This window comes from Streptomyces poriticola (genome assembly GCF_036689765.1).
GTDB classification, from domain to species: Bacteria; Actinomycetota; Actinomycetes; order Streptomycetales; family Streptomycetaceae; genus Streptomyces; species Streptomyces poriticola.
Window position 1 is genome coordinate 82,217 of record NZ_JBAGKH010000019.1, and the last position, 25,452, is coordinate 107,668.

Genomic DNA, 25,452 nt, shown 5'->3' on the forward strand with positions numbered 1-25,452 from the left:
CATACCTATTGGCGAACGACGCAAAGACGTCTAGCTTCCTTGGCGCTGTTGCTGCGACCCAGGAGGGGTGGGTGACCCCATGCGGTTCACATCGCATCACAAGCCCATGGCATTAGGAGTGTTCAGCACAAGACGCACGGGGAAGTCCGGCAGACGCCGCCGCTGGGCGGCCCCCCTGGCCGCCGGAGCCCTGGCCGCCGGACTGCTCTCGGCTCCGGCCGCGAGTGCCCGCCCGGCGCCCGACCCGTCTCTGACAACGATGTCGATCAAGTCACCGCCCGGCGGCGCCGACGTCCGGGTGCTGGTCTTCTACGGTTCCGCCGCGCCCGGCGACGAGTCACCACTGGTGAACGCCGGAATCGCGGCCCTCGAGCAGATCGGCCGGTCCGGCCCGGCGGACCGGCGCTTCCGCGTCGTGGCCACGGAGAACGCCTCGGTCTTCACCGACGAGCGCAGGCTCGGCCGCTTCAACGCGGTGGTGTTCCTGACCGGTGGCGGTGACGTCCTCACCCCGGAGCAGGAGGCCGGGCTGGAGGCGTACATGGAGGCGGGCGGCGGGTTCGTCGGGCTCCACGACGCGGCGCGCGCCGAGCCGTACTCGGACTGGTTCACCGGGCTGATCGGCGCCCGGCCGGCCGCGGGCGGCCCGTCGGCCGTGCAGCGGGCCACCGTCGAGGTCGGCGACCGGCGTCACCCGGCCACCAAGGACCTGCCGACGCAGTGGAAGCGCCTCGACAAGTGGCTCGACTGGGTGGAGAACCCGTCCGGAGACGTGCACACCGTCGCCCGGGTGCGCGAGTCGACGTACCGGCCCGGCGCGAGCGCCGACGGCTGGGACCACCCGGTCAGCTGGTGCCGGGACTACGACGGCGGACGATCCTTCTACACCGGCATGGGCGGCACGGTGTCGTCCTACGACGAGACCGACTTCCGGGACCATCTGCGCGGCGCCCTGATGTGGACGACGCGGCTGGTGCAGGCCGACTGCACGGCGACCATCACCGGCAACTACACGGCTGAGCGTCTGACGCAGCCCAACCAGCCCGGCCGGAACGACCAGATCGGCGAGCCGCACGGACTGGTGACCGCGCCCGACGGCCGCGTGTTCTACATCGGCCGCGGCGGCGCCGACTCCTCCCAGCCCGTGATCACCGACTGGAACGATCCCGACATCGGCAAGGGCAAGGGCCAGGTCCACGTCTACGACCCGAGGACCGATCAGGTCACCCTGGCCGCCGAGCTGACCGTCTTCGGCAACAAGGGGGGCGGCGGCGAGCTGGTCAAGACCGAGGAGGGACTGCTCGGCATCGAGCTGGACCCGGACCTCGAGGACAACGGCTGGGTGTATCTGCACTACACGCCGCACTCCGAGATCGACCGCGAGAAGCACATCGGCGAGCGGCGCGTCTCCCGCTTCACCCTCGACCAGGAGACCGGCAAGCTGGACCTGGACAGCGAGAAGGTGCTGCTGAAGTGGCCGGTGCAGATCCACAGCTGCTGCCACGCGGGCGGCGGAATGGCCTGGGACTCCGAGGGCAACCTCTACATCGCCACCGGTGACACCAACTCCAGTGGATTCAGCGATGGTTACTCGGGCAACAACCCCGAGCCGAACTTCCGGGGCGTGTCCTTCGCGGACGCCCGCCGCACGGCCGGCAACACCAACAACCTCAACGGCAAGATCCTGCGCATCCACCCGGAACCCGACGGGAGCTACACGCTTCCCGAAGGCAATCTCTTCACCGGTGAGGAGAGCGACGAGGGCGGCGGCAAGACGCGCGGCGAGATCTACGTGATGGGCGTGCGCAACCCGGCCCGTATCTTCGTCGACAAGTCGACGGACATCCTCTATGCGGGCTGGGTCGGCCCGGACGCCGGCGCGCCGTCGACGACCTGGGGCCCGGCGAAGTACGACACGTTCGCCGTGATCACCGAGGCGGGCAACCGGGGCTGGCCCTACTGCATGGGCAACAAGCAGCCCTACCGGGACCGCAACCTGCCGGACCCGTCGAAGCCGCTGGGCTGGTACGACTGCGACGCCCCGAAGAACGAGTCGCCGAACAACGACGGCCTGGTCAACCTGCCGCCGGTCACCGGGAACAACATCTGGTACTCGCCGCAGGGCGGCGCCCCGGACTTCCCGCGCGACGAGAACGGCGTCCCGTCCTACGAGCAGGAGGAGGCCACCTACGGCCTGAACTGGCTCAAGGGCGGCGGCCAGGCCGCGATGAACGGCCCGGTCTACCGCTACGACGCCGACAACGCCGGCGAGACCACATGGCCCGCCTACTGGGACGGCAAGTGGTTCGTCGGCGACTTCTACGATGCCGACCAGCCGCGCAACGCGGTGGTGATGGACCCGAGGACACAAGGGGACGGCGGTCTTCCGGTGCACTCGGAGTCGCTGAAGAAGATCGTTCCGGTCGGCGACGGCGGCATCAGGAACCTGATGGACTGGAAGTTCGGTCCGCACGGCGCGCTGTACGTCCTCGACTACGGCCGCGGCTTCTTCACCTCGGACTCCAGGTCGGCACTGTGGCGCGTGACGTACACGGGCGGCGGGCCCACCCCGGCCGCCGGTCAGCTGGCGAGGGGGACGCAGTGACACACCTGTCCGTACGGCAACGAAGAGTGTGGGCCGCCCTGTCGGCGTGCCTGCTCGTGGTCCTCGGCCTCCAGGCGGTGCCCGCGGCGGCCGGGCAGCCGGAGGCCGGCGGGGCCGCCGAACAGGTCCTCACCTGGACCGCCGGCAACGACATCGACACGTACCTGTCGGCGCCGGGGACGGCGGTGGCCGGACCGGCGACCGTCGTGTTCGAGAACAGCGAGGCGACCGGCAACACCACCGGCATGCCGCACACGCTGACCTTCGTGACCAGCGACCCGGAGTACAACAGCGACGTCCGGCTGAACATCCTGGCCAACCCGACCGACGACCGGGGCGGCAGACACACCGCCGAGGTCACGCTCACGCCCGGCCGGTATCTCTACCACTGCACCATCCCCGGCCACGGCCGGATGCGGGGCGTGCTGGTGGTGACCGAGGGCGGCGGCGGTGACGACACGACGGCGCCCGAGACGGCGGCCGAGGTGCAGGGTACGCAGAATGGCGACGGCGCCTACGTCGGCTCGGCGAGCGTCGCGCTCACCGCGACCGACGAGGGCGGCTCGGGCGTCGACCGGATCGAGTACGCGCTCGGTGCCGACGGCGCCTGGCAGCCGTACACCGCGCCGGTGGTCGTCGATCAGGTCGGCGAGCACACGGTCCGCTACCGCGCGTTCGACAACGCGGGCAACGCGGCGGCGGAGAAGAGCGTCGACTTCACGGTCGTCGCCCCGCCGACCGACGACACCACCCCGCCGGAGACCTCGGCGACGGTCTCCGGCGAGAGGAACGAGGAAGGCCACTACATCGACATGGCGACGGTGACCGTCACCGCCTCCGACACCGGTTCCGGCGTCAACACCATCGAGTACGCGGTCGGCGACGGCGCCTGGCAGACCTACTCCGGCCCGGTGATGGTGCACGGGGCGGGCACCCACACCGTGCGCTACCGCGCCACCGACAAGGCGGGCAACACGGCGGCGGGGAAGAGCGTCGACTTCACGGTGGCCGCCGCTCCGCCGCAGGACACCATCCCGCCGGTGACCGGTGTGACCGTCGACGGCTCCAGGAACTCCGACGGGGCCTACATCGGCAGCGCGAAGGTGACCGTCAGCGCCACGGACGAGGGCGGTTCGGGCGTGGCCGGCATCGAGTACTCGCTCGACGGCGGGCCCTACCTGGCGTACTCCGCGCCCGTGGTGGTCGACCGCGTGGGCCGGCACACCGTGGCGTACCGGGCGAGCGACGAGGCGGGCAACACCTCCGAGCCACTGACGGTGAGCTTCACGGTGGTGGCGGGCGGCGGGGTTCCGGCGCCGCCCTGCCCGGAGTACGACGAGCGGCTGACGGTGATCGTCGGCACCGTCGACTCGGGCGTGCCGAACCGGGTGACGAACAACCGGTGCCGGATCGGCGAGCTGATCGAGGACGAGAAGGAGTGGACGTCCCAGCAGCTGTTCCTGAAGCACGTGCGGGAGGTCATGGCGGCGCTGCGGGACGAGGGCGTCGTCGACGGGCGCGAGTACCGGGCGGTCGACCGGGCGGCCCGCGGGTCCGGCATCGGAACGCCGGGCCGGACCGAGGGCTACCGCACCATCCTCGACGGCACGCCGGAGTCCTTCGCCCGGTGGGAGCAGGTCGGCGGCGGTTCGTTCGCGCTGAACCCGGACGGGTCGATCACCTCGTCCACCACCACACCGGGCATGGGCATGCTGTGGTTCCCGCAGCGCAAGTACGGCGACTTCTCGCTGAAGCTCCAGTGGCGGGACGACGCCCCGGGCACCGGAAACGCCAACTCCGGCGTGTTCGTGCGCTTCCCGCAGGTCCACGACCACCCCGAGGAGTCGCGCCCGGAGTGGGTCGCCGTCAAGTTCGGCCACGAGGTGCAGGTGCTCGACCGGCCCGACGGCGACATGTACAAGACGGGCTCGGTCTACGGTTTCGACCGGGTGGGGCTCGCCGGGGCCGGCGTGACGGAGAAGGGGACCTGGAACGACTACGAGATCCGGGTGACCGGCCAGCACTACGAGATCTACCGCAACGGCGTGCTGATCAACGAGTTCGACAACAACCGGGGCCAGACCTTCCATCCGCCGCGCGGGGACGACCCCGGCACGGACGGACGGCGGTTCGCCTCCGGCTACATCGGGATCCAGGTGCACGGTACGACGGACGTCGTGTCGTACCGGGACGTCCGGATCAGGGAGCTGTAGGTCCCGGCTCCTTCCTGGCCCGGCTCGGCTGTACCCGCCTGGGTTCGCCCGGCATCTTGGGATACTCGGGCGGGTACGGCAGATCGCCGAGGCCGTGGTCACGCTCGTCCTTGGAGGCCAGCTCCAGCAGCGCCTCCAGGGAGTAGCGGTGACGGTCCATGTCCGCGTGCACGTCGCCGAGTTCGGCGTAGCGCGCGGGCATGGTCGTGATGTCGAAGTCCCCCGGGTGCGCGACGCCGACCTCCTCCCAGCGCAGGGGCGCGGAGACGGGGGCGTTCGGGCGGGGGCGCACGGAGTAGGCGGAGGCGATGGTGCGGTCCCGGGCGGTCTGGTTGTAGTCGATGAAGATGCGCTCGCCGCGTTCCTCCTTCCACCACCTGATGGTCACCTTCTCCGGCATCCGGCGTTCCATCTCCCGTCCGACGGCGATCGCGGCGCGCCGCACCTGGGTGAAGGTCCAGCGCGGCTCGATCGGCACGAAGACGTGCAGCCCCCGGCCGCCGGAGGTCTTGGGAAATCCGCGCAGACCGCCGAACTCGTCGAGCACGGACCGGAGTTCCAGCGCGGCACGGGCCGCGTCGTCGTAGTCCGTCCCCGGCTGCGGGTCGAGGTCGATGCGCAGTTCGTCGGGGCTGTCGACGTCGGTGCGGCGCACGGGCCACGGGTGGAAGGTGAGGGTGCCGTACTGGGCGGCCCACAGCACGGCGGCCTCCTCGGTGGGGCACATCTCGTCGGCGCTGCGTCCGCTGGGGAAGGTGATGTGCGCGGTGGGGATCCAGTCGGGCATCCCCTTGGGGGCGCGCTTCTGGTAGAACCACTCGCCGGTGATGCCGTCCGGGTAGCGCTCCAGGGTGGTGGGCCGCTCGCGCAGGGCGCGCAGGATGCCGGGGGCCACGGTCTGGTAGTAGCGGGCGACGTCGAGCTTGGTGTAGCCGCGCTCCGGGAAGTAGATCTTGCCGGGGTTGGACAGCCGTACGGTCCGGCCGCCCAGTTCCAGTTCCACCGCTTCGCCCATGCGAGCCACGGTAGGCGTACCGGGCGTACCGCGCATTTCGCCGGCGGGGGTCGTTCGGTCGCCGCCGGTTCAGGTGACCGGAGCGAGCTCGCGCCAGAAGGCGTCGACCCGGGAGTTCCACGTCTCCGGGATCTCCTGGAACGGCTGATGGGCCTCGCCCTCCAGGATTTCGAACCGGGCGCCGGGGATCCGGTCGGCCACGGAGCGGCAGAGTTCCGGGCGCGCGGTGGGGTCCAGGCCCCCGGCGAGGACGAGGGTCGGTGCGGTGATGCCGGGAAGACGGTCGGTGGTGTCGTGGTCGATGAAGGCGTCGAGGAACCGCTGTGTGTCCCGGGGCGCCTGCTTGTGAGGGAAGGCGAGCACCTCCTCGATGAACTGATCCACCGTGCCGTCGTTGTGCGCTCGGGCCGTGTAGATGTCGAGGAAGAAGTCCTCCAGGAACGCCCGCTCGCTCGGGGCGAACTCCACCAGCCGGCGCACGAAGCGCGCCCATGAGCGGAGATAGGGGTCCATCACCGGCCACGTGCTCTGCAGGACGAGGCTGCGCACGAGTCCGGGGTGGCGCAGGGCCAGCTCCTGGCTGATGATGCTGCCGCCGGAGAAGCCCGCCACGTGTACGGGGGCGAGGCCGAGGACGCCGAGGAGCGCGGCGGCGTCGTCCGCCATCACCTCCACGGAAACGGGACCGTCGGGCATCGGGGTGCGACCGGCACCGCGGTTGTCGAACGCGATCAGGCGGTACCGGTCCGCGAGTCCGTCGAGCTGGAACTGCCACGATTCGACGGTGTCTCCGAGACCGCCGACGAGCAGGACCTCCGGCCCTCGGCCGACCTGCTCCGTCCAGATGTCCAGATTTCCCGCGCGGACGTGCTCACCCATCCATCTCCGCCTCTGTCGGCCGTGTTCGGGTGCTCCGTCCCACCCTCGCTCCGTGCCTCCATCGTCCCCCCGAGGGAGGCGGCCGCAACCCGCGGCCGACAGGCGCTCACCGTGACCACTCCTTAGAGTCGGACCATGGACCTGCCCGTGATGCCGCCGGTCAAGCCGATGCTGGCCAAGTCCGTGGCGAAGATCCCGCCCGGGATGCAGTACGAGGCGAAGTGGGACGGGTTCCGGGCGATCGTGTTCCGCGACGGGGCGGAGGTCGAGCTGGGCAGCCGCACGGGTAAGTCGCTGACCAGGTACTTCCCGGAGCTGGTGGCGGCCGTGCGGGAGCGGCTGCCCGGGCGGTCGGTGATGGACGGGGAGATCGTGATCGCCCGGGAGGGGCGGCTGGACTTCGACGCGCTGACCGAGCGGATCCATCCGGCTGACTCGCGGGTGCGGATGCTGGCCGAGCGGACCCCGGCGTCACTGGTCGTCTTCGACCTGCTGGCGCTGGACGACGAGTCCCTGCTGGACGTACCCCTGTCCGACCGACGGGCACTGCTGCTGCGGGCGTTGGACGGGGTGACGCCCCCGGTGCATGTGGCTCCGGCGACGACGGACGCCGACGTGGCCGAGCGGTGGTTCGAGCAGTACGAGGGCGCGGGTCTGGACGGGATCGTGGCCAAGCCGCTGGATCTGCGCTACCGCCAGGACGAGCGGGTGATGTTCAAGGTCAAGCACGAGCGGACGGCGGACGTGGTGGTGGCCGGGTACCGGTTCCACAAGAGCGGCCCGGTGGTCGGTTCGCTGCTGCTCGGCCTGTACGACGACCGGGGCGGCCTGCAGCACGTGGGGGTGAGCGCGGCCTTCTCCATGAAGCGGCGCCAGGAGCTGGTGGAGGAGCTGGAGCCGCTGCGGATGGAGGACGTCACGGGGCATCCGTGGGCGGCGTGGGCGGACGAGGCGGCGCATGCGTCGGCGCGGCTGCCCGGGGCGCCGAGCCGCTGGTCCGGCAAGAAGGACCTGTCCTGGGTGCCGGTGCGCCCGGAGCGGGTCGCCGAGGTGGCCTACGACCACATGGAGAACGGGGTGCGCTTCAGGCACACGGCCCGGTTCCGCCGCTGGCGCCCCGACCGCGCCCCGGAGAGCTGCACCTACGCCCAGTTGGAGGAGCCGGTGCGCTATGACCTGGCGGAGATCCTCGGCGGTCCCTGAGCCGGCGCGTTCCGCCCGGGTCCGTACTCCCGGGCCCGTACTCCCTGCTTCCGCTCGTCACTCCCTGCTCACCCTCGCCGCTGGTCCGATCAGCCGATTGAATGCGCGCCTTCCGACGCTATCGGGTATGGCCATAAACGCTCAGATAAGCGCACAATCATGGACATAGGAAGGGCGGGTGGCCGGTGGTGGGGATGCGACGAGGGATGCGCACCCGGAACGGCGCCGTGCGGACGCTGGCGACGGCGGCCGTGGCGGTCCTGCTGGCGGCCGGCTGCACGGCGCGGTCCGGGCCGGGCGACGACGGGCGCGGAACGGAACGGGAGCCGTCGCCGAGCAGCAGCGCATCGGGCACTGCACGGAGCAGTCATGCCTCGGTGCTGGCCGTGAAGATCGACAACGTGCGTGCGGCGCGCCCTCAGACGGGACTGGACGCCGCGGACGTGGTCTATGTCGAGCCGGTCGAGGGCGGGCTGAGCCGGCTGATGGCGATCTACGCGACGGAGCTGCCCGACCAGGTCGGTCCGGTGCGCAGCGCCCGGGAGTCCGATCTGGAGCTGCTGCGTCAGTTCGACGAGCCCACGCTCGCCTTCTCCGGGGCGCAGCGCAAGCTGCTGCCGCTGATCGACGAGGCGCCGCTGCGGGCGGAGCCGCCGGCCGACGGGGACGCCGCCGCATCCGACGCCTATGCCCGTGACGCCGGTCGGCCCGCCCCGCACAACCTCTATCTGCACCCCGGGCGGCTGATGTCCGAGGCACCGGGCGCCGACGCCCTGACGACCGGCTTCCGCTACGGCCCGGCCCCCGCGGGCGGCGCGGCGGAGAGCTCGCACACGGTGCGCTATCCGGCGGCGCGGTTCACCTTCACCTGGTCGCAGAGCCGGGACAGCTGGCTGGTGGCCATGGACGGCGAGCCGGCCGTCACCCCCGACGGCCGGCGGCTGGCGCCGGCGACCGTGGTGGTGCAGCACGTCGACGTCCGGATGTCCGACTTCCACGACTCCCGCGGCAGCTTCACGCCGTACGTCGAGACGGTGGGCACCGGACGGGCCGAGGTGCTGCGGGACGGGCGGGCGCACGAGGCGACCTGGCAGCGGCCGTCGGCGGAGGACGGCACGGCGTTCCGGTCGGCGGAGGACGGCACGCCGGTGAACTTCGCCGACGGGCAGGTGTGGGTGGTGTTCGCCCAGGCCCGGTGAGCGGGCGCGGCGACCGTCGCTCGATGATCGGCCCACCGCGCCGAGGAAGCTGGTGATCAGCGCGGGGCGGCCAGGGGCTCGGACGGATCCGCCGTCCCTCGGCCGTGTCGGCGGCCCGTCGGACGAGGTCGGCCGGCGGCGCGGTCGCCCGACCACCTCCGCGACGGTCGACCGGTCGGGCCCGGCCCGCTCCCCGGCGCCCGCCGGTCCGGTCCGGGCCCGGCGACGAGCGCGATGCGCGATGCGCGACGGCAGCGTGCGGATCCGGACGCGCCGCCGAGCTGACGGCTGACGGCTGACGGCTGACGGCTGACGGCTGACGGCTGACGGCTGACGGCTGACGGCTGACGGAAGGGCTACCCCACCGCGGTGCCCGCCGCCAGCGCCTCCTCCGCCCGGGCCGCCAGTCCGTCCGCGCCGCACGAACGGGCCAGCGCCAGCCCCCGGTCGAGCTCGGCGGCGGAACGGGCGGCGATGCCGTACTCGACCCGGGCCGCCGCGTGCTCGTACTGGCACGGCGAGGCCTCCAGATACGTGGCCGCCTGCGCGGCGAGCCGGACCGCACGCTGACCGGTCTCCAGAGCGGCGGCACAGCGCAGCGCCTCGCCGATCGCGGTGTCGGTGCCGAAGCGCTCGGCACTGCGGCGGGCCTCGGAGGCGAGCCGGGCGGCGCGGACCGGGTCGTCGGTGGCCAGCGCGCGGGCCAGTTCCACAGCCCAGGGGATCATCACCGGGTTGTGATGTCCGCGGGCCGCCGACGCCTTCTCCGCCGCCTCCAGTTCGTTGACGCCGTCCTTGGTGCGGCCGACCGCCAGCAACAGCCGGCCCCGGACGGAGCGGGGGTCGGGCAGCACGATCGTGGACGGATAGGGCGGGGCGAAGCCGTACTGCTCGGCGACCGCCCATGCCTCGTCGATGTGGCCGCGGGCGAGCAGCGTGTCGACCAGGTTGCAGGTGGCCGACCAGTACAGCGGCAGTCCGCGGCCGACGCGTTCGGCCAGCCGCAGCGACTCGCGCAGGGACGCCTCCGCCTCCTTGAGCCGGCCGCGCCTGCGGTGGCCGAGCCCGACGTAGGCGTGGGCGAGGGCGAGATGGCCGCCGCTCCAGCCGGCGGTCTCGTAGGCGCGCAGGGCGTCGGTGAACAGGGCCTCGGCGCGGTCCAGTCGGTCGGTGTAGACGTAGGCGCTGGCCAGCATCATCAGCAGCTCCAGGCCCCAGTCGGGGTCGGTCCAGCCGAGTCCGGGGGCGAGCCGGCCGTTGACCAGGGCGCGGTCGCACAGTTCGGCGACCTCCTCGGCGCTCTCGCCGTGGGTCATGGCGTCGAAACCGCGCAGGATGAGCAGGGCGCGTTCGGCGTTGTCCCGTCCGGTGCAGGTGGCGGCGAGTGCCTTCAGCCGCTCGGAGCGGCCGGGCGAGGCGGCCTCGCCGGCGTGGATGCCCTCCCACATGTACTGGACCGCCTGGAGTCGCATTCTCGCGGGGCCCTCGGGCTGGCGGGCGGCCTCGGCCTCCACGGTGCGGACGGCCTCCTCCAGCTGGTCGTTGTGGAGGAGCGCCTGGGAGAGCCGGAAGACGGCGTCCACCCGCTGGTCGCCGTCCAGACCGGGCATGCCGAGGGCGCTCCGCAGGTGGCCGATGGTCCGGGCCGGCGCGGTGAGCAGGGTCGCGCAGCCCAGTTCGTACAGCACGCGGGCGTGGGCCTCGGGCCGGGGCGGTTCCTCCAGGGCGCGTTCGAGGCAGCGGCGGGCGGCGTCGGGGGCGCCGACGGCGAGGTGCTCGCGGGCCGCCTCGCGGAGTTGGGCGACGAGTTCCTGGTCGTCGTCCGGGTGCACCTGGAGCAGATGGCGGGAGGCCGCGGCGGCGCCCAGCCCGGAGTCGGTGACGACCTGGGCGGCGATGCCGTGCATGGCGCGGCGCAGCGCGTCCGGGATGGAGTTGTACACGGCGGTGGCGATCAGCGGGTGCACGAACTCCAGGTCGCCGTGGGCGGAGGCGTGGGCCGCGGCGGGGTCGGGTTCGGTGAGGATGCGGGCGGTGCGCAGCAGTTCGGCGCAGCGCAGGGCGTCGGCGCGGTCGAGGGTGGCGAGCCGGGCCACCATGCCGACGGTGATGCCGGTGCCGAGGATGGCGGCGGCCCAGGCGAACCGGGTGGCGTCGATGCCGAGTTGTTCCAGCCGGGCGACGAGGCCGCCGCCGCGGGCGGTGCGGTTCAGCGCGCGCAGTTCACAGGCGTGCGCCTCCACCGGTGCGAGCTCGCTGTCCTGGACCTTGGCGAGGAGTTCGACGGTCTCGTAGGGGTTGCCGCCGGTCACGGCCCAGACCTCGCGGCAGAAAGCGGCGTCGGCGTCGGCGCCCAGGGCGGCGCGGGTGAGCCCGGCCGTGGCGTCCGGGGTGAGGGCGCTCAGGGCGGTGACCGGGTGGTGCGCGGTGGCGGCGACCGCCTCGAGATGGCGGGCGCCGTCGCCGGTGATGTCGCCGGGGCGGCGTGCGACGACGACCAGCACCGGCAGCTCCGCCAGGCGTTCGGTGAACGCGGCGAGCCAGCGCAGGGTCTCCTGGTCGGCCCAGTGCACGTCGTCGACGAGCAGCACCAGCGGCCACTCCCGGCGGGCGAGCCTGCGCACGGCGGCGACCAGACCGTCGCACACGCCCTGCGGGTCGGCCTGCCGCGGCCCAGGGTCCGCGATGCCGAGGGCGGGTCCGGCGATGTCGTACCAGTCCCCGAGGTACTCGCGGGCCTCCTCGGGCAGCATCGACACCAGTGCGGGCTGCAGCAACTGCCGTACGACGTTGAAGGGGACGGACCGCAGGGTCTCGCCGCCGCGCGCGGACCACACGGTACAGCCGCGGGCCTCGGCGATCCGGCGGGCCTCGGCGAGCAGTGCGGTCTTGCCGAGCCCCGCCTCGCCGCGGAACACCAGCAGGCTGCCGGACGAGGCCCGGTCCGCGCACAGGGCGTCGACGGCCCGCGTCACGACGGCGACTTCCTCGTCCCGCTCCCACAGGGAAGCCGAGGGGGCGGCCGTGGGCCGTACCTCCGTCATCCCGCTACCTCCCCAAGTCGCCCGAACGACGTACAGACCCGAGCCTATCCGCCCGGCGGCCCCGCCGGACGAGGGTCGGACCAGGTGTTGCCGTGGCGGATGACTTCGGGTAACGGCCGACGGCGCCGGGAGGCCCGGACCCGCCCGCCGGCGGTCAACGGCGGTGTGCCGCACGTGCTTTCGCGGCAGCCGCGGAAGTCCGGATCCGCCGCGGACCGTCACGGGGGCGGATCCTCTCATGCCGCTTTCACCGACGCCTCATACGGTGGGGTCATGACGCAGGCGACTCCTCCCGGGTGGTATCCGGACCCCGGGCAGACAAGTGACGGTCCCGCCACCGAGCGCTGGTGGGACGGCGAGGCGTGGACGGACCGGACCCGCCCGGCGGCGCCGCCCGCCGGGGAGGCACCGCGGGCACCGGCCGACGCGGACGACGACTCCCGGCCCTCCCCCGGGCCGGCGGACGCGAAAGCCGGGGCTGAGGCCGGGGCCGGGACGGACCTCGGCTCCCGGCCCGCCCCGCAGCCCGCGCACTCCCCGCACCCCCCGTACGTCGCCCACCCGACCTACCCGGCCCACCCCGGCTATCCGGGCCGGCCTCCGGAGTCCCGGCGGCGCGGGCTGCGTACCGGGATAGCGGTGGCCGTGGCCGTCGCGGTCCTGGCGAGCATCGGGGCCGGGGTGTACGTACTCACCGACGGCGACGGGACGGGAGGGGAGCGGGCCGGGGGACAGCGGGCCACCCCTGGTGCGCCCCGCGAGCAGGACGGGCCGTCCGGGGACTCCGGCGGGGACTCGGGCGGCGGGTCGCCCGCTCCGGACGGGTCGCAGGAGGGGCGGATCGACAGCGGGTCGGTGACCGATCCGGTGAACGGGATCAGCCTCCCGATCCCGGACGGCTGGCACGGCCAGGAGCTCATGGTCGGTGCCTCGATCGCGTCCGACGACACCTACAAGTGCCCCGGCGACACTTCCAGGGACTGTATGAAGGGCGGGGCGTACTCGGCGCCGGCGCAGGTGCTCGGCACCCGGGGCAGGACCGCCGAGGAGGTCGCCAAGGCGGACATCGAGGCCAACGCCGAGGAGTCGTACGGCCAGGGCTACGGTTCGCTCGCCTCGCACGAGGTGCTGGCGTCCGAGAAGGTGACGGTGGCCGGGCAGCAGGGCTACCGGGTCCGCTGGAAGGCGATCACGAGCAAGGGCTCCGACGGCTACGTCGAGTCGCTCGCGCTCCCGTCGCCCGCCGATCCCCGGCGGATCGTCGTCGTCCGGCTCGGCGTCGACGTCGGCGAGAAGCAGGCCGTCCTCGACGAGATCGCCGAGGGCATCGAGGCCGCGGAGGGCCGCGGCGGCACCGGCCAGGACGTCTGACCCGGCAGGCGTTCCGCCCGGCGCGGGAACGGGCCGGCCGGGTGGGACGCCCCTCCGCTCGAAGGGCGCCCCACCCGGCCGGGGGGTGCGCGCCGCCCCCGTCCCCACGGTGCGGCGCGGGCAGGCCGCCGTCCGGTCATCCCGTGGACGGCGGCCCGAGTCCTAGGTCAGTCCCAGTGCGGGCAGCACCGCGGCCCGGACGAAGCGGACCAGGTACTCCGCGTCGGCGTACTCCCCCTCCAGCACGGGCCTGATCCGCAGTACGCCGAACATCTGCGCCGGTACGTACTCCAGCGCCGGGTGGCCTGCGGCGACCTCGCCCCGTGCCACCCCGCGCCGCAGCATCTCCCGCAGCGCGGCGATCTCCGGCTCGACGATCGCCTCGCGCAGCGCCCGCTGCAGTTCCGGGTCCTGCAGCACGGCGGGGCCGAGGGCCTGCAGCAGCCGGGTGTCCTCACCCGAGGACTCCCCCGCCGCACGGGCCGCCCGCCTCAGGTCCTCGGCGAGCGAGCCGGTGTCGATACCGGCGAAACGCGCCTCGCGGCGCGAGCGCAGCGCCGCCGCCACGAACCGCGGCTTGGTCTTCCACTGCCGGTAGAGCGTGGACTTGCTGCACCGCGTGCTGGCCGCGACGCCCTCCATCGTGACGGCGTCGTACCCGCACTCGCGGATCTGGGCCACCACGGTGTCGAAGAACTCCTGCTCGCGCTCGGGGGTGAGCTTGGAGCGGCGCGAGGCTCCGGCCGGCTCCGGCTCGGCCGTCCGTGCCGCATCCTGCGACGTCATCGGTGCTGCCTCCTCGTCCATCGATACGCCAGTGTACCGGTACCCAACCGTATCGGTACACTTCCGTATCGGAACGGACCCGTATCGATGAGATGTGTCCCGTCACACCACCCGTATGCACCACCGTCAGTGAAGGGGCCGGGGATGACCTCCCGCACCGAGGGGACGCCGGACGAGCCGGGCGATCCCGATGGGCCGGACGATCCGGACAGGCCGGCCGAGCCGGACGCACCGGAGCGGGTCGTCGCGGCACGACCGCCGCGACCGCCGCTGCTCCGTGAGCTGCTGCTGGTCGCAGGGCTCTTCCTGGTCTACAAGCTCGGCCGGCGGCTGACGGCCGGCCACACCGGCGGGGCCTTCGCCAACGCGCACCGGGTGTGGGACCTGGAACGGGCGCTGCGTCTGCCCGACGAGGGCGTGGTGCAGTCCCTGCTGCTGCACGGCGAGCCGTTGGTGCGGTCGGCGAACACCTACTACGCGGCGGTGCACTTCCCGGCCACGGCCGTCTTCCTGGTCTGGCTCTGGCTCAGACGTCCGGCGCACTACCGGTGGGCCCGCCGGGTGCTGGCCGCGGTGACCGGCGCCGCGCTGGTGCTGCACCTGGCGTTCCCGCTCGCCCCGCCGCGCATGCTGGCCGGCACCGGTCTGGTGGACACCGCGCGGGTGTACGGGCCGTCGGTGTACGGGCCCCCGGAGGCCGACCAGTTGTCGAACCAGTTCGCGGCGATGCCGTCGCTGCACTTCGGCTGGGCGCTGATGCTGGCGGTCGGTCTGGTCGCCGCCACCCGGTCCCGGCTGCGGTGGCTGTGGCTGCTGCACCCGCTGCTGACGCTGCTGGTGATCGTGGGCACGGCCAACCACTACTGGCTCGACGTGGCCGTGGCCGCGCTGCTGCTGGGCCTGGCGCTCGCCGTGCTGCGTCCGCCCCGGTCGCGGTCCCGGTCGCGGTCGGTGGTGGTGTGCGGCAGCAGGCGGCCTGCGGCGGCCGGACGGGGTGAGCCGGTGGGAGCCGGGCGGTGAGCGCCGCCGCCCTGGCCGTCGCCCTCTCCCTCGTCTCCGCCCTCGCCTACGCCGCCGCGGCGGTCGCCCAGGAACGGCTGGCCGCCCGCCACCCGGACACCGGTGCACTGCGGCTGCTGGGCAGTGGCGCGTGGTGGGCGTCGGTGGCGCTGAACGCGTCGGCCGCGCTGCTGCATGTCGTGGCGCTGAAGTACGGTCCGCTCACCCTCGTCCAGCCGCTGGGCGCGCTCACCCTGGTCGCTGCGGTACCGCTGGGGGCGCGGCTGGCGGGCCGCCGGGTCGGTCCCGTCGAGTGGCGGGGCACCGGGCTGACCCTGCTCGGGCTCGGTGCGCTGCTGCTGACGGCGTCCGGTCCGGCCCCCGACGACGTGCTGAGCGTGCCGGAGGCGCTGACCGTGTCGGGCGCGACGGCGGCGCTGATCGGCGTGCTGTCGTGGCCGGGCGCCCGGCCGGGGCTGCGGCACGCGACGGCGTCCGGGGTGGCCTCCGGGGTCGCCTCGGCTCTGACGCAGACCGTCACGGTCGCCGCAACCGACCGCTCCGGTCCGCTGCTCGGCACCCAGGTGGTGGGCGTCGCGCTTTTGGTGGCGGCGTTCGCGGCGGGCGGCCTGCTGCTGGCGCAGACGGCGTACCGGGGCGGTCTGGGCGCCCCGCTCGCGGTGGTGACGCTGGCCAACCCGGTGGCCGCCGCGGTGATCGGTGCGGCGCTGCTCGGCGAGCGGCTGCGCGGCGGCCCGGCCGGGCTGCTGGCGGCCCTGGCCGGTGCGGCGCTGGCCGCCCGGGGTGTGGTGCTGCTGAGCCGCACACCGGACGCCGTGGCGGTCCAGGTGGCAGTCCCGGTCCCGGCGCCGGTGCCGGTGGCGGAGCCGGTGCTGGGGCCGGTGCCGGTGCAGGGGCCGGGGCCGGTGCCGGTGCCGGTGCCGGTCACAGGACGAATCCCGCGGGGAAGGGGTCCGTCGGGTCCAGCAGGTACTGGGCGGTGCCGGTGATCCAGGCACGGCCGGTGAAGCCGGGCAGCACCGCCGGGCGCCCACCGACCTCGGTGGTGCCGTGCAGCCGGCCGGTGAACCGGGTGCCGATGAAGGACTCGTTGACGAACTCGGTGTCCAGCGGGAGTTCGCCGCGCGCGTGCAGCTGGGCCATGCGGGCGCAGGTGCCGGTGCCGCACGGCGAGCGGTCGAACCAGCCGGGGTGGATCACCATCGCGTGCCGGGAGTGCCGGGCGGTGGCGCCCGGGGCGTACAGATGGACGTGGTGGCAGCCGCGGATCGACGGGTCCTCGGGGTGGACCGGTTCCCCCTCGGCGTTGATCGCCGCCATCAGCGACAGCCCCGCGGCGAGGATCTCCTCCTTGCGGGACCGGTCGAAGGGCAGGCCGAACTCGGCCAGCGGCAGGATGGCGTAGAAGTTGCCGCCGTAGGCGAGGTCGTACGTCACCGTCCGTCCGTCGGGCAGGGCCGCCTTGCGGTCGAGGGCGAGGGCGAAGGAGGGCACGTTCCGCAGCGTCACGGCCTGCGCCGCGCCGTCCGCGACCGCCACCTCGGCGACCACGAGCCCGGCGGGGGTGTCGAGGCGGACGGTGGTGACGGGCTCGGTCACCTCGACCATGCCCGTCTCGACCAGGACGGTCGCCACCCCGATCGTGCCGTGGCCGCACATCGGAAGACAGCCGGAGACCTCGATGAACACCACGCCCCAGTCGCAGTCGGGGCGGGTCGGCGGCTGGAGGATCGCACCGCTCATCGCGGAGTGCCCGCGCGGCTCGTTCATCAGCAACTGCCGGATGCCGTCGCGTTGTTCGCGGACGTACAGCCGCCGCTCGTTCATGGTGGCACCGGGCAGGGTGCCGAGCCCACCGGTGATGACACGGGTGGGCATGCCCTCGGTGTGCGAGTCGACGGCGTGCAGGACGAGTCTGCTGCGCATGGCCGTACCTCCTAGGACAGTCCCGCCGCGAGGGCCTTCTCGGTGGCGGCCCGCACGGCGGCCTCCTGCTCGGGCAGCAGCGGCATGCGCGGCGGGCGGACCGGACCGCCGCGGCGTCCCGCGACGTCCATCGACAACTTGATCGCCTGGACGAACTCGGTCTGCGAGTCCCAGCGCAGCAGCGCGTGCAGCTGCCGGTAGAGCTGCAGTGCGGTGGCCAGGTCCCCGGCGACGGCGGCGCGGTACAGCTCGGCGCAGGCGGCGGGCAGCGCGTTGGGGTAGCCGGCCACCCAGCCCTTCGCCCCGGCCAGCGCCAGCTCCAGCAGCACGTCGTCGGCGCCGATCAGCAGGTCCAGTTCCGGGGCGAGTTCGGCGATGCGGTAGGCGCGGCGGACGTCGCCGGAGAACTCCTTCACGGCCTGGACGTGTCCCTCGCCGTGCAGCCGGGCGAGGAGTTCCGGCACCAGGTCGACCTTGGTGTCGACGGGGTTGTTGTACGCGACGACGGGCAGGCCCGCCCGGGCGGCCTCGGCGTAGTGGGCGAGGACCGAACGCTCGTCGGCGCGGTAGGCGTTGGGCGGCAGCAGCATCACCGCGCCGCAGCCGGCTTCGCGGGCCTGCTCGGCCCAGCGGCGCGCCTCGGCGGATCCGTAGGCGGCGACCCCGGGCACCACCCGGTCCCCGCCGACCGCCGCGACGGCCGTCTCCACGACCCGGGTGCGCTCCTCGGGGGTGAGCACCTGGTACTCGCCGAGCGAGCCGTTGGGGACCACGCCGTCGCAGCCGTGCCGGACGAGCCAGGAGCAGTGCTCGGCGTAGGCGTCGTGGTCGACGGAGAGGTCGTCGCGGAGCGGGAGCGCGGTGGCGACGAGGACGCCGCGCCAGGGGCGCTGGTCGGTCATGAGGTTCCCTCCTCGGGGTGCTGATCGGCGAGTACGCCCAGCGGTACGGGACGTGCGAACGGCCGCCGGGACGGCTCGGGCGGGCAGCCGGTGAGCCCGGCGACCGCGGGTCCGCAGACGCGGCCCTGGCACCAGCCCATGCCCGCCCGGGTGAGCAGCTTGACGGTGCGGACGTCTCCCGCGCCCAGGGCGCGCGCTGCCCGGACGTCACCGGCGGTGACCTCCTCGCAGCGGCAGACGACGGTGTCGTCGGTGACCTGCTCGGTCCAGTGCGGGGAGGGTGCGTAGGCGGAGTCGAGTGCCGCCGCGGCCGTCCGCAGCCGGCTGCGGGAGCGCACGGCCGCGGGGGCAGGCCCCGGCGCACTGCCGTGCAGCCGTGCGGCGACGGAGCGGCCGGCGAGGTGGCCCTCGGCGAGGGCGAGGGCGGCGCCGCCGACGCCGGTGGCCTCGCCGGCCGCCCAGACCCCGGGCACGCTGGTGCGCTGTTCGGTGTCGACGGCGACGACCTGGCCGTCCAGGCGGCATCCGAGGCTCTCGGCGAGGTCGGTGTGGGCGAGCATGCCGTGGCCGACGGCGAGCGTGTCGCAGCCGAGACGGCGCCGGGTGCCGGGCCGGACCCGGCCGGCGGTGTCGAGGGCGGCGACGGTGACGCCGGTGAGCCGGTCGTCACCGTGGGCGCGGACGACGGCGTGCCGGGCGAGGACGCGGACGCGGTGGCGCAGCAGCCGGGCGGCGTATCCGGCGCCCTCCGGGAGCTTGCCGGCCAGCGCGCGGGTGTGCCGGGCGAGGCGCCGAGGGCCGGCGGCCTCGACCAGTGCGGCGACCCGGACGCCGGCCGCGGCGAGTCCGGTGGCCACCGGCAGCAGCAGCGGGCCGGTGCCCGCCACCACGGCGGTCCGACCCGGCACCGCCAGCGAGCCCTTGAGCAGGGCCTGGGCACCGCCGGCGGTGACGACGCCGGGCAGGGTCCAGCCGGGGAAGGGCAGCACCTGTTCGTGGCCGCCGGTGGCGAGCAGGACCGTGTCGGCGTGCACGGCGGCCGGCTCCTCCTGGGCGGGCCCGAGCAGCGCGTGCACGGTGAAACCGCCCGCCCGCCGCTCCACGCACCAGACATGATGCCCGGTCAGCACCGTCACGTCGCTCGCGGCGAGAGCGTCGCGCAGCCGTTCCCAGGTGCGCCACCGGTGGTGCAGCGCGCGGGCGCGCCGGGCGCCGAGTCCGGCGGCGGGCTGCCGGTAGTACTGCCCGCCGGGTCCGGGTGCCGCGTCGACCAGCGCGACGCGTACACCCCGTGCGTCGGCCGCCAGGGCCGCGGCGAGTCCGGCCGGTCCGGCGCCGATCACCGCGAGGTCAGTCCGCATGGCCGGTGCCCTCCTGGGTGCGGATGGTGTCGCCCGGGTGCGCGGGCACCAGACAGGCTCGCTGGTTGGGCCGGTCGTTCACGGTCACCAGGCAGTCGAAGCACACCCCGATCCCGCAGAACACACCGCGCGGCCTGCCGTCGCCCCGGGTCGTCCGCCAGGAGGTGACCCCGGCCGCCCACAGCGCGGCGGCCACGGTCTGGCCCGGCAGTGCGTCGATCTCCCGGTCGTCGAAGCTGACCGTGAAGACGGGTCCGGGCCGGGCCCGGACGAGCCGGAGCGGGTTCACATGTCCTCCTCGGGGAAGCGGTCGGGGCGGAAGGGCGTGAGATCGAGTGCGGTCGGGGCGCCGGTGAGCACCTGGGCGAGCAGTTGGCCGGTGCCGGTGGCCAGGCCGATGCCCGCCCCCTCGTGGCCGCAGGCGTGCAGCAGCCCGGGGGCCCGCGGGTCGGGGCCGATCGCCGGGAGGTGGTCGGGCAGATACGGCCGGAACCCGGCGTACGTCCGCATGGCCCGTACGCCGCTCAGAAACGGGAACAGCCGGGTCGCGCCCGCCGCCAGGGCCCGCAGCACCGGCAGGGACACGGTGCGGTCGAAGCCGACGCGTTCCCGGCTGGCCCCGATGAGCACCGGTCCCGCGGCGGTGCCCTCCACGACCGGGGAGGTCTGCAGGGCGGCCGAGTCGCTGACGACGTCGGCGACGTAGTCCGCGGCGTACACCTTGTGCCGGATGCGGCGCGGCAGCGGCTCGGTGACCAGCACGAAGCCCCGTCTGGGCAGCACCGGGAGCCGCACGCCGGCGCGGGCGGCCAGCTCGCCGCCCCATGTCCCGGCCGCGTTGACCACGGCGGGGGCGTGCAGGTCGCCCCGGTCGGTTCGGACGCCGCGGACCACGCCGCCCGGGCCGCGCAGCACCTCGGTGACGGTCCGTCCGGTCAGCAGCCGGGCCCCGGACGCGTGCAGCAGACGGGCGGCGGCGAGGGCGGGCATCACCTGGGCGTCCTGGGGGTAGTGCACGGCGCCCGCAAGGCCGGGGGCGAGGCGGGGTTCCAGGTCGGGGAGCCGGTCGGCGGGTACCGGGACCGCGGTGACCCCGGCGGTCCGCTGGGCGTCGGCGAGGTCCTCGAGGCCGGCGAGGGCCCGCGGGGTGCCGGCCACGACGACGCCGCCCTTGGGCTCGTACTCGACGGCCTCGCCCAGTTCCGCGGCCAGTTCGGACCACAGGCGGGTGGAGAGCAGGGCCAGGTCGAGCTCCGGCCCGGGCTGTTTGTCGGAGACGAGGAGGTTGCCCTCCCCGGCTCCGGTGGTGCCGCCGGCCACCGGGCCGCGGTCCACGACGGTGACGGTCAGGCCCGCACGGGCGGCGTACAGAGCGCAGGCGGCGCCGACGACCCCGGCACCGACCACGACGACATCGCTGGTCAGCGGCTCGCTCACGGGAGTAATATGTCACATGGCACTACGTCGGGGAATGGGGCCGACGCCTTGTGACGCGCGAGTCGGCCCGAATGCGGCGGTGGGGCCGGCCGGAGAGGCGGCCGGCCCCGGGCCGCGATCCGCTCCGGGCAGCAGTCGGCCCCCGGGGACGGAAGACCTCCGGGGGGTACTCGGCCGGGGCGGCGGGGACGGCCCTGAGGTGCCCGGTCGGGCGGCGGTCAGTCCGAGGCGGCGGGGACGGCCCTGAGGTGCCCGGTCGGGCGGCGGCGCCGGCGCGGACGGCGGGAGGCGGGCCGGGCCTCGCGCAGGACCAGGGTCAGCCGCGTGTAGCCCTGTTCCGCCAGCGACCGGGGCGTCTCGACGACGACCCGGCACTCGGTGGCGCCCCAGCGCGGATCGGGGTGGAGCAGCGGCCGTACGGCGCCGTCGTGCTCGACCGCCTGCTCGCCGACCGCGCGGATCCAGTGCGGCAGGCCCTGCCGGTAGGCGGCGTCCATGATCGGATCCTGGGCGATGTCACGGCGGATCGCCTGCAGGACGCGGTCGTGGCCGTCCCGCTCCACGGCGGCGGCGAAGTGCGCCAGCATCGGCAGACACCAGCTCGACTCGTGCTCGCCGAGCACCGAGGCCGCGTCGGGGTGGAACAGGACGAAGCGGAGGAAGTTGTCGTCCGGCATGGCGGACGGGTGCGGTCCGACGTCCCGGAACAGCGTCCGGAAGGCACCGTTGGCCAGCACCACGTCCCAGTGGCGGTCGACGACGAGGGAGGGGAAGGGGACGGCCTCCAGGAGCGCGGCATAGTCCTGCAGATACGCCCGGGTGTCGGGGGTCGCGGGGGCGGGCCGCGGTACCGACCGCTGCCCGCCTGCCTGAAATGCCATCGGGAGGTCACCCCTCTTGCCTATGCGGCCTTCACGCGGCGCCCCGATCCTGCTGCCCCGACGCAAGGCATGTCAACTATCGTGGCATTTCATGCCGGTTGACGGCTGAAATTGGCCACAGTTGTGGCGAGACCTGGATGCGAGTTCGAACCACCGGCTACTCTCCGGGAAGTTCACGGCAACCGCTTGTGAGAAGCCTGTGAGTCCTGTGAGAGACATAGGAGATCGGTCGGTGACGGGTGGCTTCGAGGGTCCGGGCACCACGCCCACGGCCGCGCTTCTGGCGGTCGTCGCCCGGGTCGCCGCACTCGCCGACCGGCTCGGCGTGCCGCATGCCGAGGTCTTCGACGTCGGCCGGCTCTCCGTGGGCTCCGGTGTCCCCGAGCCGGTGGTGGGCGCACTGCTGAGCGGGCGCCCGGCGGGCGAGCCCGATGTGCAGGCCAGGTTCGTGCAGCGGCTGGACCTGCTGCGCCGCACCCGGGTCAAACCCAACGGCCGCAGGTACACGCAACAGGAGATCGCCGACGGCGCGGGCATGTCGCGCCAGCAGGCGGGGGCGCTCATCAACGGCGACCGGCGCCCGACCATGGAGCACTGCGACGCCATCCAGCGGTTCTTCCGGGTGCACGCCGGGTTCCTCACCGCCGAGGACCCCGAGGCACTGGTGAGCGTGCTGCAGCACACCGAGCAGGAACTCCTGCAGAAGCTCGCCGACCGGGAGCGGGCGGCCGCCGCGGCGGCCGACGACCCGCTGGAGCGGCTGCTGCAGGACCACGGCGTGCGCGGGATCGCCTGGCGCGCCGCGCAGCTGCCCACGGACCAGCACCGCGACAAGGTCGCCGAGTGGCTGGACATGCTCCTGGAGAGCGTCAAACGGCCCGAGTCGTGAGCCGGGGGAGAGCTGTGGGCATCGACAGGGAGATGCGCCGCCTGTGCGGCGAGCTGGTCGCGGAGCTCGCGCTGACCGCCCCGGCGCCGCCGGCCGACCTGTACGCCGCTCTCTGCGAGGCGATGAGCCGGCGGCGCGGCCGGCCCGTGATCCTCCGTACGGCCGCGTTCCCGCCCGGGACCGCCAGCGGGCTGTGGCTCGACATGGCCGACCAGGATCTGGTCGTGGTCGAGGAACGCACCGCGCCGGACCACCAGTTGGTCATCCTCGGGCACGAGCTGTGGCACATGAAGGCCGGGCACTGCGGCCGGGACGTCGAGGGCGGCCCGGTCGCGGCACGGCTGCTGGGCGGGCCGGTCGACGAGGGCACGCTGCGGGACACGGTCCGGGCGGTCGCCGCCCGCTCCCGCTTCGACCAGACGGAGGAGCAGGAGGCGGAGAGCTTCGGGCTGCTGCTGGCCAGCAAGTGCCGTGCCTGGCTCGCGGGGTCGTCGCTGCGCGGCCCGGTGCAGCGGGACCATCTGGCCGGGCGGATCGAGGCGTCCCTGGGCTACCTCGGCTGAGGTCCGCCGGGGCGGAAGGCCTGGGCCGAGTGGGCGAATCGGGGCGGGCCGGGCGGGAACCGTCAGACCGGCCCCGGGAGATTGTCAGTGGTGGGCGGCAAGCTGGGGGTGGCGTGCCGCCGTGCGGGTGGCGTGCTGCCGTTGCCGTCGTTGTGGGGAGAGCCGACCGATGACCACCGCCGTACTGACCGACCGCGAGCGTATCGCCGTACAGGCCTATCTGCGCCTGCTGCACACCGTCCGGGCCGCGTTCGACACGGCGGCGGCCCCGCCCGGCGGCGGGCGGCCCGCCGTGGTGCCGCCCGCCGTGCTCGCCGAGGCCGAGCAGGCTCTGGCGGCCGCCGGACTCACCGGCACCGAGGAGGAGTTCTTCCGGCTGCTGGCGAGTTGGTGCCCGGAGCCCTGACCTGCGTCCCGCGCCGCGCCCCGGGACGCGCCCCGGCGGCGGGCGCGGCTCCGGCCGTTCAGACGTGCGGGACCGTGACCACGGTGGTGAGCAGGCCGTGGCGGGCGGTCCAGCGGCCGTCGAAGTGGGTGAGCCGGGCCCCGGCCACGCGCGGCCCGGGCACCAGCAGGGCGGCGCGGAGAGTCCCGCGGTGCCGGTCCTCGGGGTCCGCCGCGATCTCGATATCGGCCTCGCCGAAGTCCAGCCAGGTGCGGGTGAGGGGGAACCACGCCTTGTAGACGGACTCCTTGGCGCTGAACAGCAGCCGGTCCCAGTGCACTTCGGGCCGCTCTCCGGCCAGGGTGCGCAGCCTGGCCTGTTCCGCGGGCAGGGACACGGCGGACAGCACCCCGTCGGGCAGCGGCGCGTCCGGTTCGGCGTCGATGCCGAGCGAGGCGAGGTCGGTGTCGCGGACCAGCGCGGCGGCGCAGTAGCCGTCGCAGTGGGTCATGCTGCCGAGGATCCCTTCCGGCCAGATCGGTGCGCCGCGTTCGCCGATCAGGACGGCCTGCGGCGGCACGCCCAGCTTCTCCATGGCGCGCCGGGCGCAGGAGCGGACCACGGTGAACTCGCGGCGGCGCTTGGCGACCGCCCGGGCCACCAGCGCCTCCTCCTGCGGGTGGAGCGGGGTGTGCCCGATGCCGTCGTGGCCGAGGGCCTCCACGGCGACCACCGTGTCCGGGAGCAGTTCCTCGATCACCGGGCCTCGCCCTCCGTCGGCAGGATCCGGCGCAACCGGCCCGGCGGCTCCGTCCTCCTGCGCCATTCGCGGGGGTAGCCCACCGAGACCTCCTCGAAGCGGACGCCCTCGTGCCAGGTGGTGCGGGGGATGTGCAGATGGCCGTAGACCATCGTCTCGACGCGGAACCTGCGGTGCCAGTCCGCGGTGAGCCGGGTCCCGCACCACATGGCGAACTCCGGGTGCCACAGCACCTCGGTGGGGTGCCGGTCCAGCGGATAGTGGTTGACCAGGATCGTCGGCAGGTCGTCGGGGAGCGCGGCGAGCCGGGCCTCGGTCTCGGCGACCCGGGCCCGGCACCAGGCCTCGCGGCTGGGGTAGGGATCGGGGTGGAGCAGGTGCTCGTCGGTGCACACGATGCCGGTGGACTCGGCGTAGGCGAGCCCCTCGGCCTTGGTGGTGCACCCGGGCGGCAGGAAGGAGTAGTCGTAGAGCAGGAACAGCGGGGCGACGGCGACGGGGCCGCCGGGGCCGTCCCAGACCGGGTACGGGTCCTCGGGTGTGGTCACGCCCAGTTCGCGGCAGAGCCCGGTCAGATGCTCGTAGCGGGCGGTGCCGCGCAGGGTGACCGGGTCGCTCGGGTGGGTCCACAGCTCATGGTTGCCGGGGGCCCAGACGACCCGGGCGAAGCGGTCCGCGAGGGTCTCGAGGGCCCAGCGGATGTCGGTCGTGGTCTCGGCGACGTCGCCGGCCACCAGCAGCCAGTCGTCGTCCCGTTCGGGCCTCATCTTCTCCACCAGCTCGCGGTTCTCCGCATAGCCGATGTGCAGGTCGCTGATCGCCCACAGCTGCCCGGCGCTCTTCGCGCTCGACGTCACCTCTCGCCCCCTCCGAGCAGGCTTCCACTCCGTTGCCACCCCGCCCGCGGTGGACCGGTGGCCGGTGGCGGAACCACGAGATCACACGGACGGGGCCGCCGACAAGGCCGGACGGCTCCGGCTGCGCGGGGTTGGGCGAGGGGCGGCCCATCATTA

Annotated in this window: 22 protein-coding genes; 10 read left to right on the top strand and 12 right to left on the bottom strand. The window is 74.0% G+C overall.

The window, feature by feature from the left end:
- Positions 1–79 precede the first annotated feature (79 nt).
- Positions 80–2,605, top strand: coding sequence for a ThuA domain-containing protein (locus V5O46_RS21940; RefSeq protein ID WP_408649034.1), 2,526 nt, complete (start codon positions 80–82; stop codon positions 2,603–2,605).
- Positions 2,606–2,631: 26 nt separating this feature from the next.
- On the top strand, positions 2,632–4,818 hold the full coding sequence (locus V5O46_RS21945; protein WP_332886392.1) for an OmpL47-type beta-barrel domain-containing protein: 2,187 nt from the start codon (positions 2,632–2,634) through the stop codon (positions 4,816–4,818).
- Here the strand turns inward: V5O46_RS21945 and ligD are convergent.
- Both ligD and V5O46_RS21955 read right to left on the bottom strand, forming a co-directional pair.
- The gene (gene ligD / locus V5O46_RS21950; RefSeq protein WP_332886362.1) at positions 4,805–5,833 is read right to left on the bottom strand and encodes a non-homologous end-joining DNA ligase; all 1,029 of its coding nucleotides are present in this window, start codon (positions 5,831–5,833) and stop codon (positions 4,805–4,807) included. The two genes, V5O46_RS21945 and ligD, sit on opposite strands and share 14 nt — an antisense overlap.
- Before the next feature lie 69 nt (positions 5,834–5,902).
- Positions 5,903–6,712 (bottom strand): alpha/beta fold hydrolase, encoded by an 810-nt coding sequence (locus V5O46_RS21955; protein ID WP_332886363.1) that lies wholly within the window; start codon positions 6,710–6,712, stop codon positions 5,903–5,905.
- Positions 6,713–6,847: 135 nt separating this feature from the next.
- Here V5O46_RS21955 and V5O46_RS21960 point away from each other — a divergent pair, with 135 nt between their 5' ends.
- Both V5O46_RS21960 and V5O46_RS21965 read left to right on the top strand, forming a co-directional pair.
- Complete coding sequence (locus tag V5O46_RS21960; RefSeq protein WP_332886364.1) at positions 6,848–7,915, top strand: ATP-dependent DNA ligase; 1,068 nt, start codon at positions 6,848–6,850, stop codon at positions 7,913–7,915.
- A 194-nt stretch (positions 7,916–8,109) separates the two neighbouring features.
- A complete protein-coding gene (locus V5O46_RS21965; RefSeq protein WP_408649035.1) occupies positions 8,110–9,114 on the top strand; it encodes a DUF3048 domain-containing protein in 1,005 nt (334 codons plus the stop codon).
- 356 nt (positions 9,115–9,470) lie between these two features.
- Here V5O46_RS21965 and V5O46_RS21970 read toward each other — a convergent pair whose 3' ends face one another.
- On the bottom strand, positions 9,471–12,158 hold the full coding sequence (locus V5O46_RS21970; protein WP_332886366.1) for an ATP-binding protein: 2,688 nt from the start codon (positions 12,156–12,158) through the stop codon (positions 9,471–9,473).
- 273 nt (positions 12,159–12,431) lie between these two features.
- Here V5O46_RS21970 and V5O46_RS21975 point away from each other — a divergent pair, with 273 nt between their 5' ends.
- Positions 12,432–13,529 (top strand): DUF2510 domain-containing protein, encoded by a 1,098-nt coding sequence (locus V5O46_RS21975; RefSeq protein ID WP_332886367.1) that lies wholly within the window; start codon positions 12,432–12,434, stop codon positions 13,527–13,529.
- Positions 13,530–13,691: 162 nt separating this feature from the next.
- On the opposite strand, the gene V5O46_RS21980 is transcribed toward V5O46_RS21975, so the two are convergent.
- Positions 13,692–14,315 (bottom strand): TetR-like C-terminal domain-containing protein, encoded by a 624-nt coding sequence (locus tag V5O46_RS21980; protein WP_332886368.1) that lies wholly within the window; start codon positions 14,313–14,315, stop codon positions 13,692–13,694.
- 144 nt (positions 14,316–14,459) lie between these two features.
- Here V5O46_RS21980 and V5O46_RS21985 point away from each other — a divergent pair, with 144 nt between their 5' ends.
- Complete coding sequence (locus tag V5O46_RS21985) at positions 14,460–15,335, top strand: phosphatase PAP2 family protein (RefSeq protein ID WP_332886369.1); 876 nt, start codon at positions 14,460–14,462, stop codon at positions 15,333–15,335.
- Positions 15,332–16,324, top strand: coding sequence for a DMT family protein (locus V5O46_RS21990; RefSeq protein ID WP_332886370.1), 993 nt, complete (start codon positions 15,332–15,334; stop codon positions 16,322–16,324). Before V5O46_RS21985 ends, V5O46_RS21990 begins: the two co-directional genes overlap by 4 nt.
- Here the strand turns inward: V5O46_RS21990 and V5O46_RS21995 are convergent.
- The 6 genes from V5O46_RS21995 to V5O46_RS22020 form a co-directional block, all read right to left on the bottom strand.
- Positions 16,260–17,261: a proline racemase family protein gene (locus tag V5O46_RS21995; RefSeq protein ID WP_332886371.1), complete on the bottom strand. Its 1,002-nt coding sequence runs from the start codon at positions 17,259–17,261 to the stop codon at positions 16,260–16,262. The genes V5O46_RS21990 and V5O46_RS21995 overlap by 65 nt on opposite strands.
- 11 nt (positions 17,262–17,272) lie before the next feature.
- A complete protein-coding gene (locus tag V5O46_RS22000) occupies positions 17,273–18,163 on the bottom strand; it encodes a dihydrodipicolinate synthase family protein (protein WP_332886372.1) in 891 nt (296 codons plus the stop codon).
- Positions 18,160–19,524: an FAD-dependent oxidoreductase gene (locus tag V5O46_RS22005; RefSeq protein ID WP_332886373.1), complete on the bottom strand. Its 1,365-nt coding sequence runs from the start codon at positions 19,522–19,524 to the stop codon at positions 18,160–18,162. Before V5O46_RS22005 ends, V5O46_RS22000 begins: the two co-directional genes overlap by 4 nt.
- Entirely contained in the window at positions 19,514–19,813 is a 300-nt protein-coding gene (locus V5O46_RS22010) for a (2Fe-2S)-binding protein (protein WP_332886374.1), read from the bottom strand. The genes V5O46_RS22005 and V5O46_RS22010 overlap by 11 nt, the downstream gene beginning before the upstream one ends.
- Positions 19,810–20,961 (bottom strand): NAD(P)/FAD-dependent oxidoreductase, encoded by a 1,152-nt coding sequence (locus V5O46_RS22015; RefSeq protein ID WP_332886375.1) that lies wholly within the window; start codon positions 20,959–20,961, stop codon positions 19,810–19,812. The genes V5O46_RS22010 and V5O46_RS22015 overlap by 4 nt, the downstream gene beginning before the upstream one ends.
- A 218-nt stretch (positions 20,962–21,179) precedes the next feature.
- Positions 21,180–21,842, bottom strand: a complete 663-nt coding sequence (locus tag V5O46_RS22020; protein ID WP_332886376.1) for an MmyB family transcriptional regulator — start codon at positions 21,840–21,842, stop codon at positions 21,180–21,182.
- Positions 21,843–22,074: 232 nt separating this feature from the next.
- Here V5O46_RS22020 and V5O46_RS22025 point away from each other — a divergent pair, with 232 nt between their 5' ends.
- The 3 genes from V5O46_RS22025 to V5O46_RS22035 all read left to right on the top strand — a co-directional run bounded on the left by V5O46_RS22025 (position 22,075) and on the right by V5O46_RS22035 (position 23,700).
- Complete coding sequence (locus tag V5O46_RS22025) at positions 22,075–22,731, top strand: helix-turn-helix domain-containing protein (RefSeq protein ID WP_332886377.1); 657 nt, start codon at positions 22,075–22,077, stop codon at positions 22,729–22,731.
- A 32-nt stretch (positions 22,732–22,763) separates the two neighbouring features.
- On the top strand, positions 22,764–23,294 hold the full coding sequence (locus V5O46_RS22030) for a toxin-antitoxin system, toxin component (protein WP_332886393.1): 531 nt from the start codon (positions 22,764–22,766) through the stop codon (positions 23,292–23,294).
- 169 nt (positions 23,295–23,463) lie between these two features.
- Positions 23,464–23,700 (top strand): hypothetical protein, encoded by a 237-nt coding sequence (locus V5O46_RS22035; RefSeq protein ID WP_332886378.1) that lies wholly within the window; start codon positions 23,464–23,466, stop codon positions 23,698–23,700.
- A gap of 58 nt (positions 23,701–23,758) precedes the next feature.
- Here V5O46_RS22035 and V5O46_RS22040 read toward each other — a convergent pair whose 3' ends face one another.
- Complete coding sequence (locus V5O46_RS22040) at positions 23,759–24,439, bottom strand: 4'-phosphopantetheinyl transferase family protein (RefSeq protein ID WP_332886379.1); 681 nt, start codon at positions 24,437–24,439, stop codon at positions 23,759–23,761.
- Entirely contained in the window at positions 24,436–25,296 is an 861-nt protein-coding gene (locus V5O46_RS22045) for a metallophosphoesterase family protein (RefSeq protein WP_332886380.1), read from the bottom strand. The genes V5O46_RS22040 and V5O46_RS22045 overlap by 4 nt, the downstream gene beginning before the upstream one ends.
- Positions 25,297–25,452: the final 156 nt, after the last annotated feature.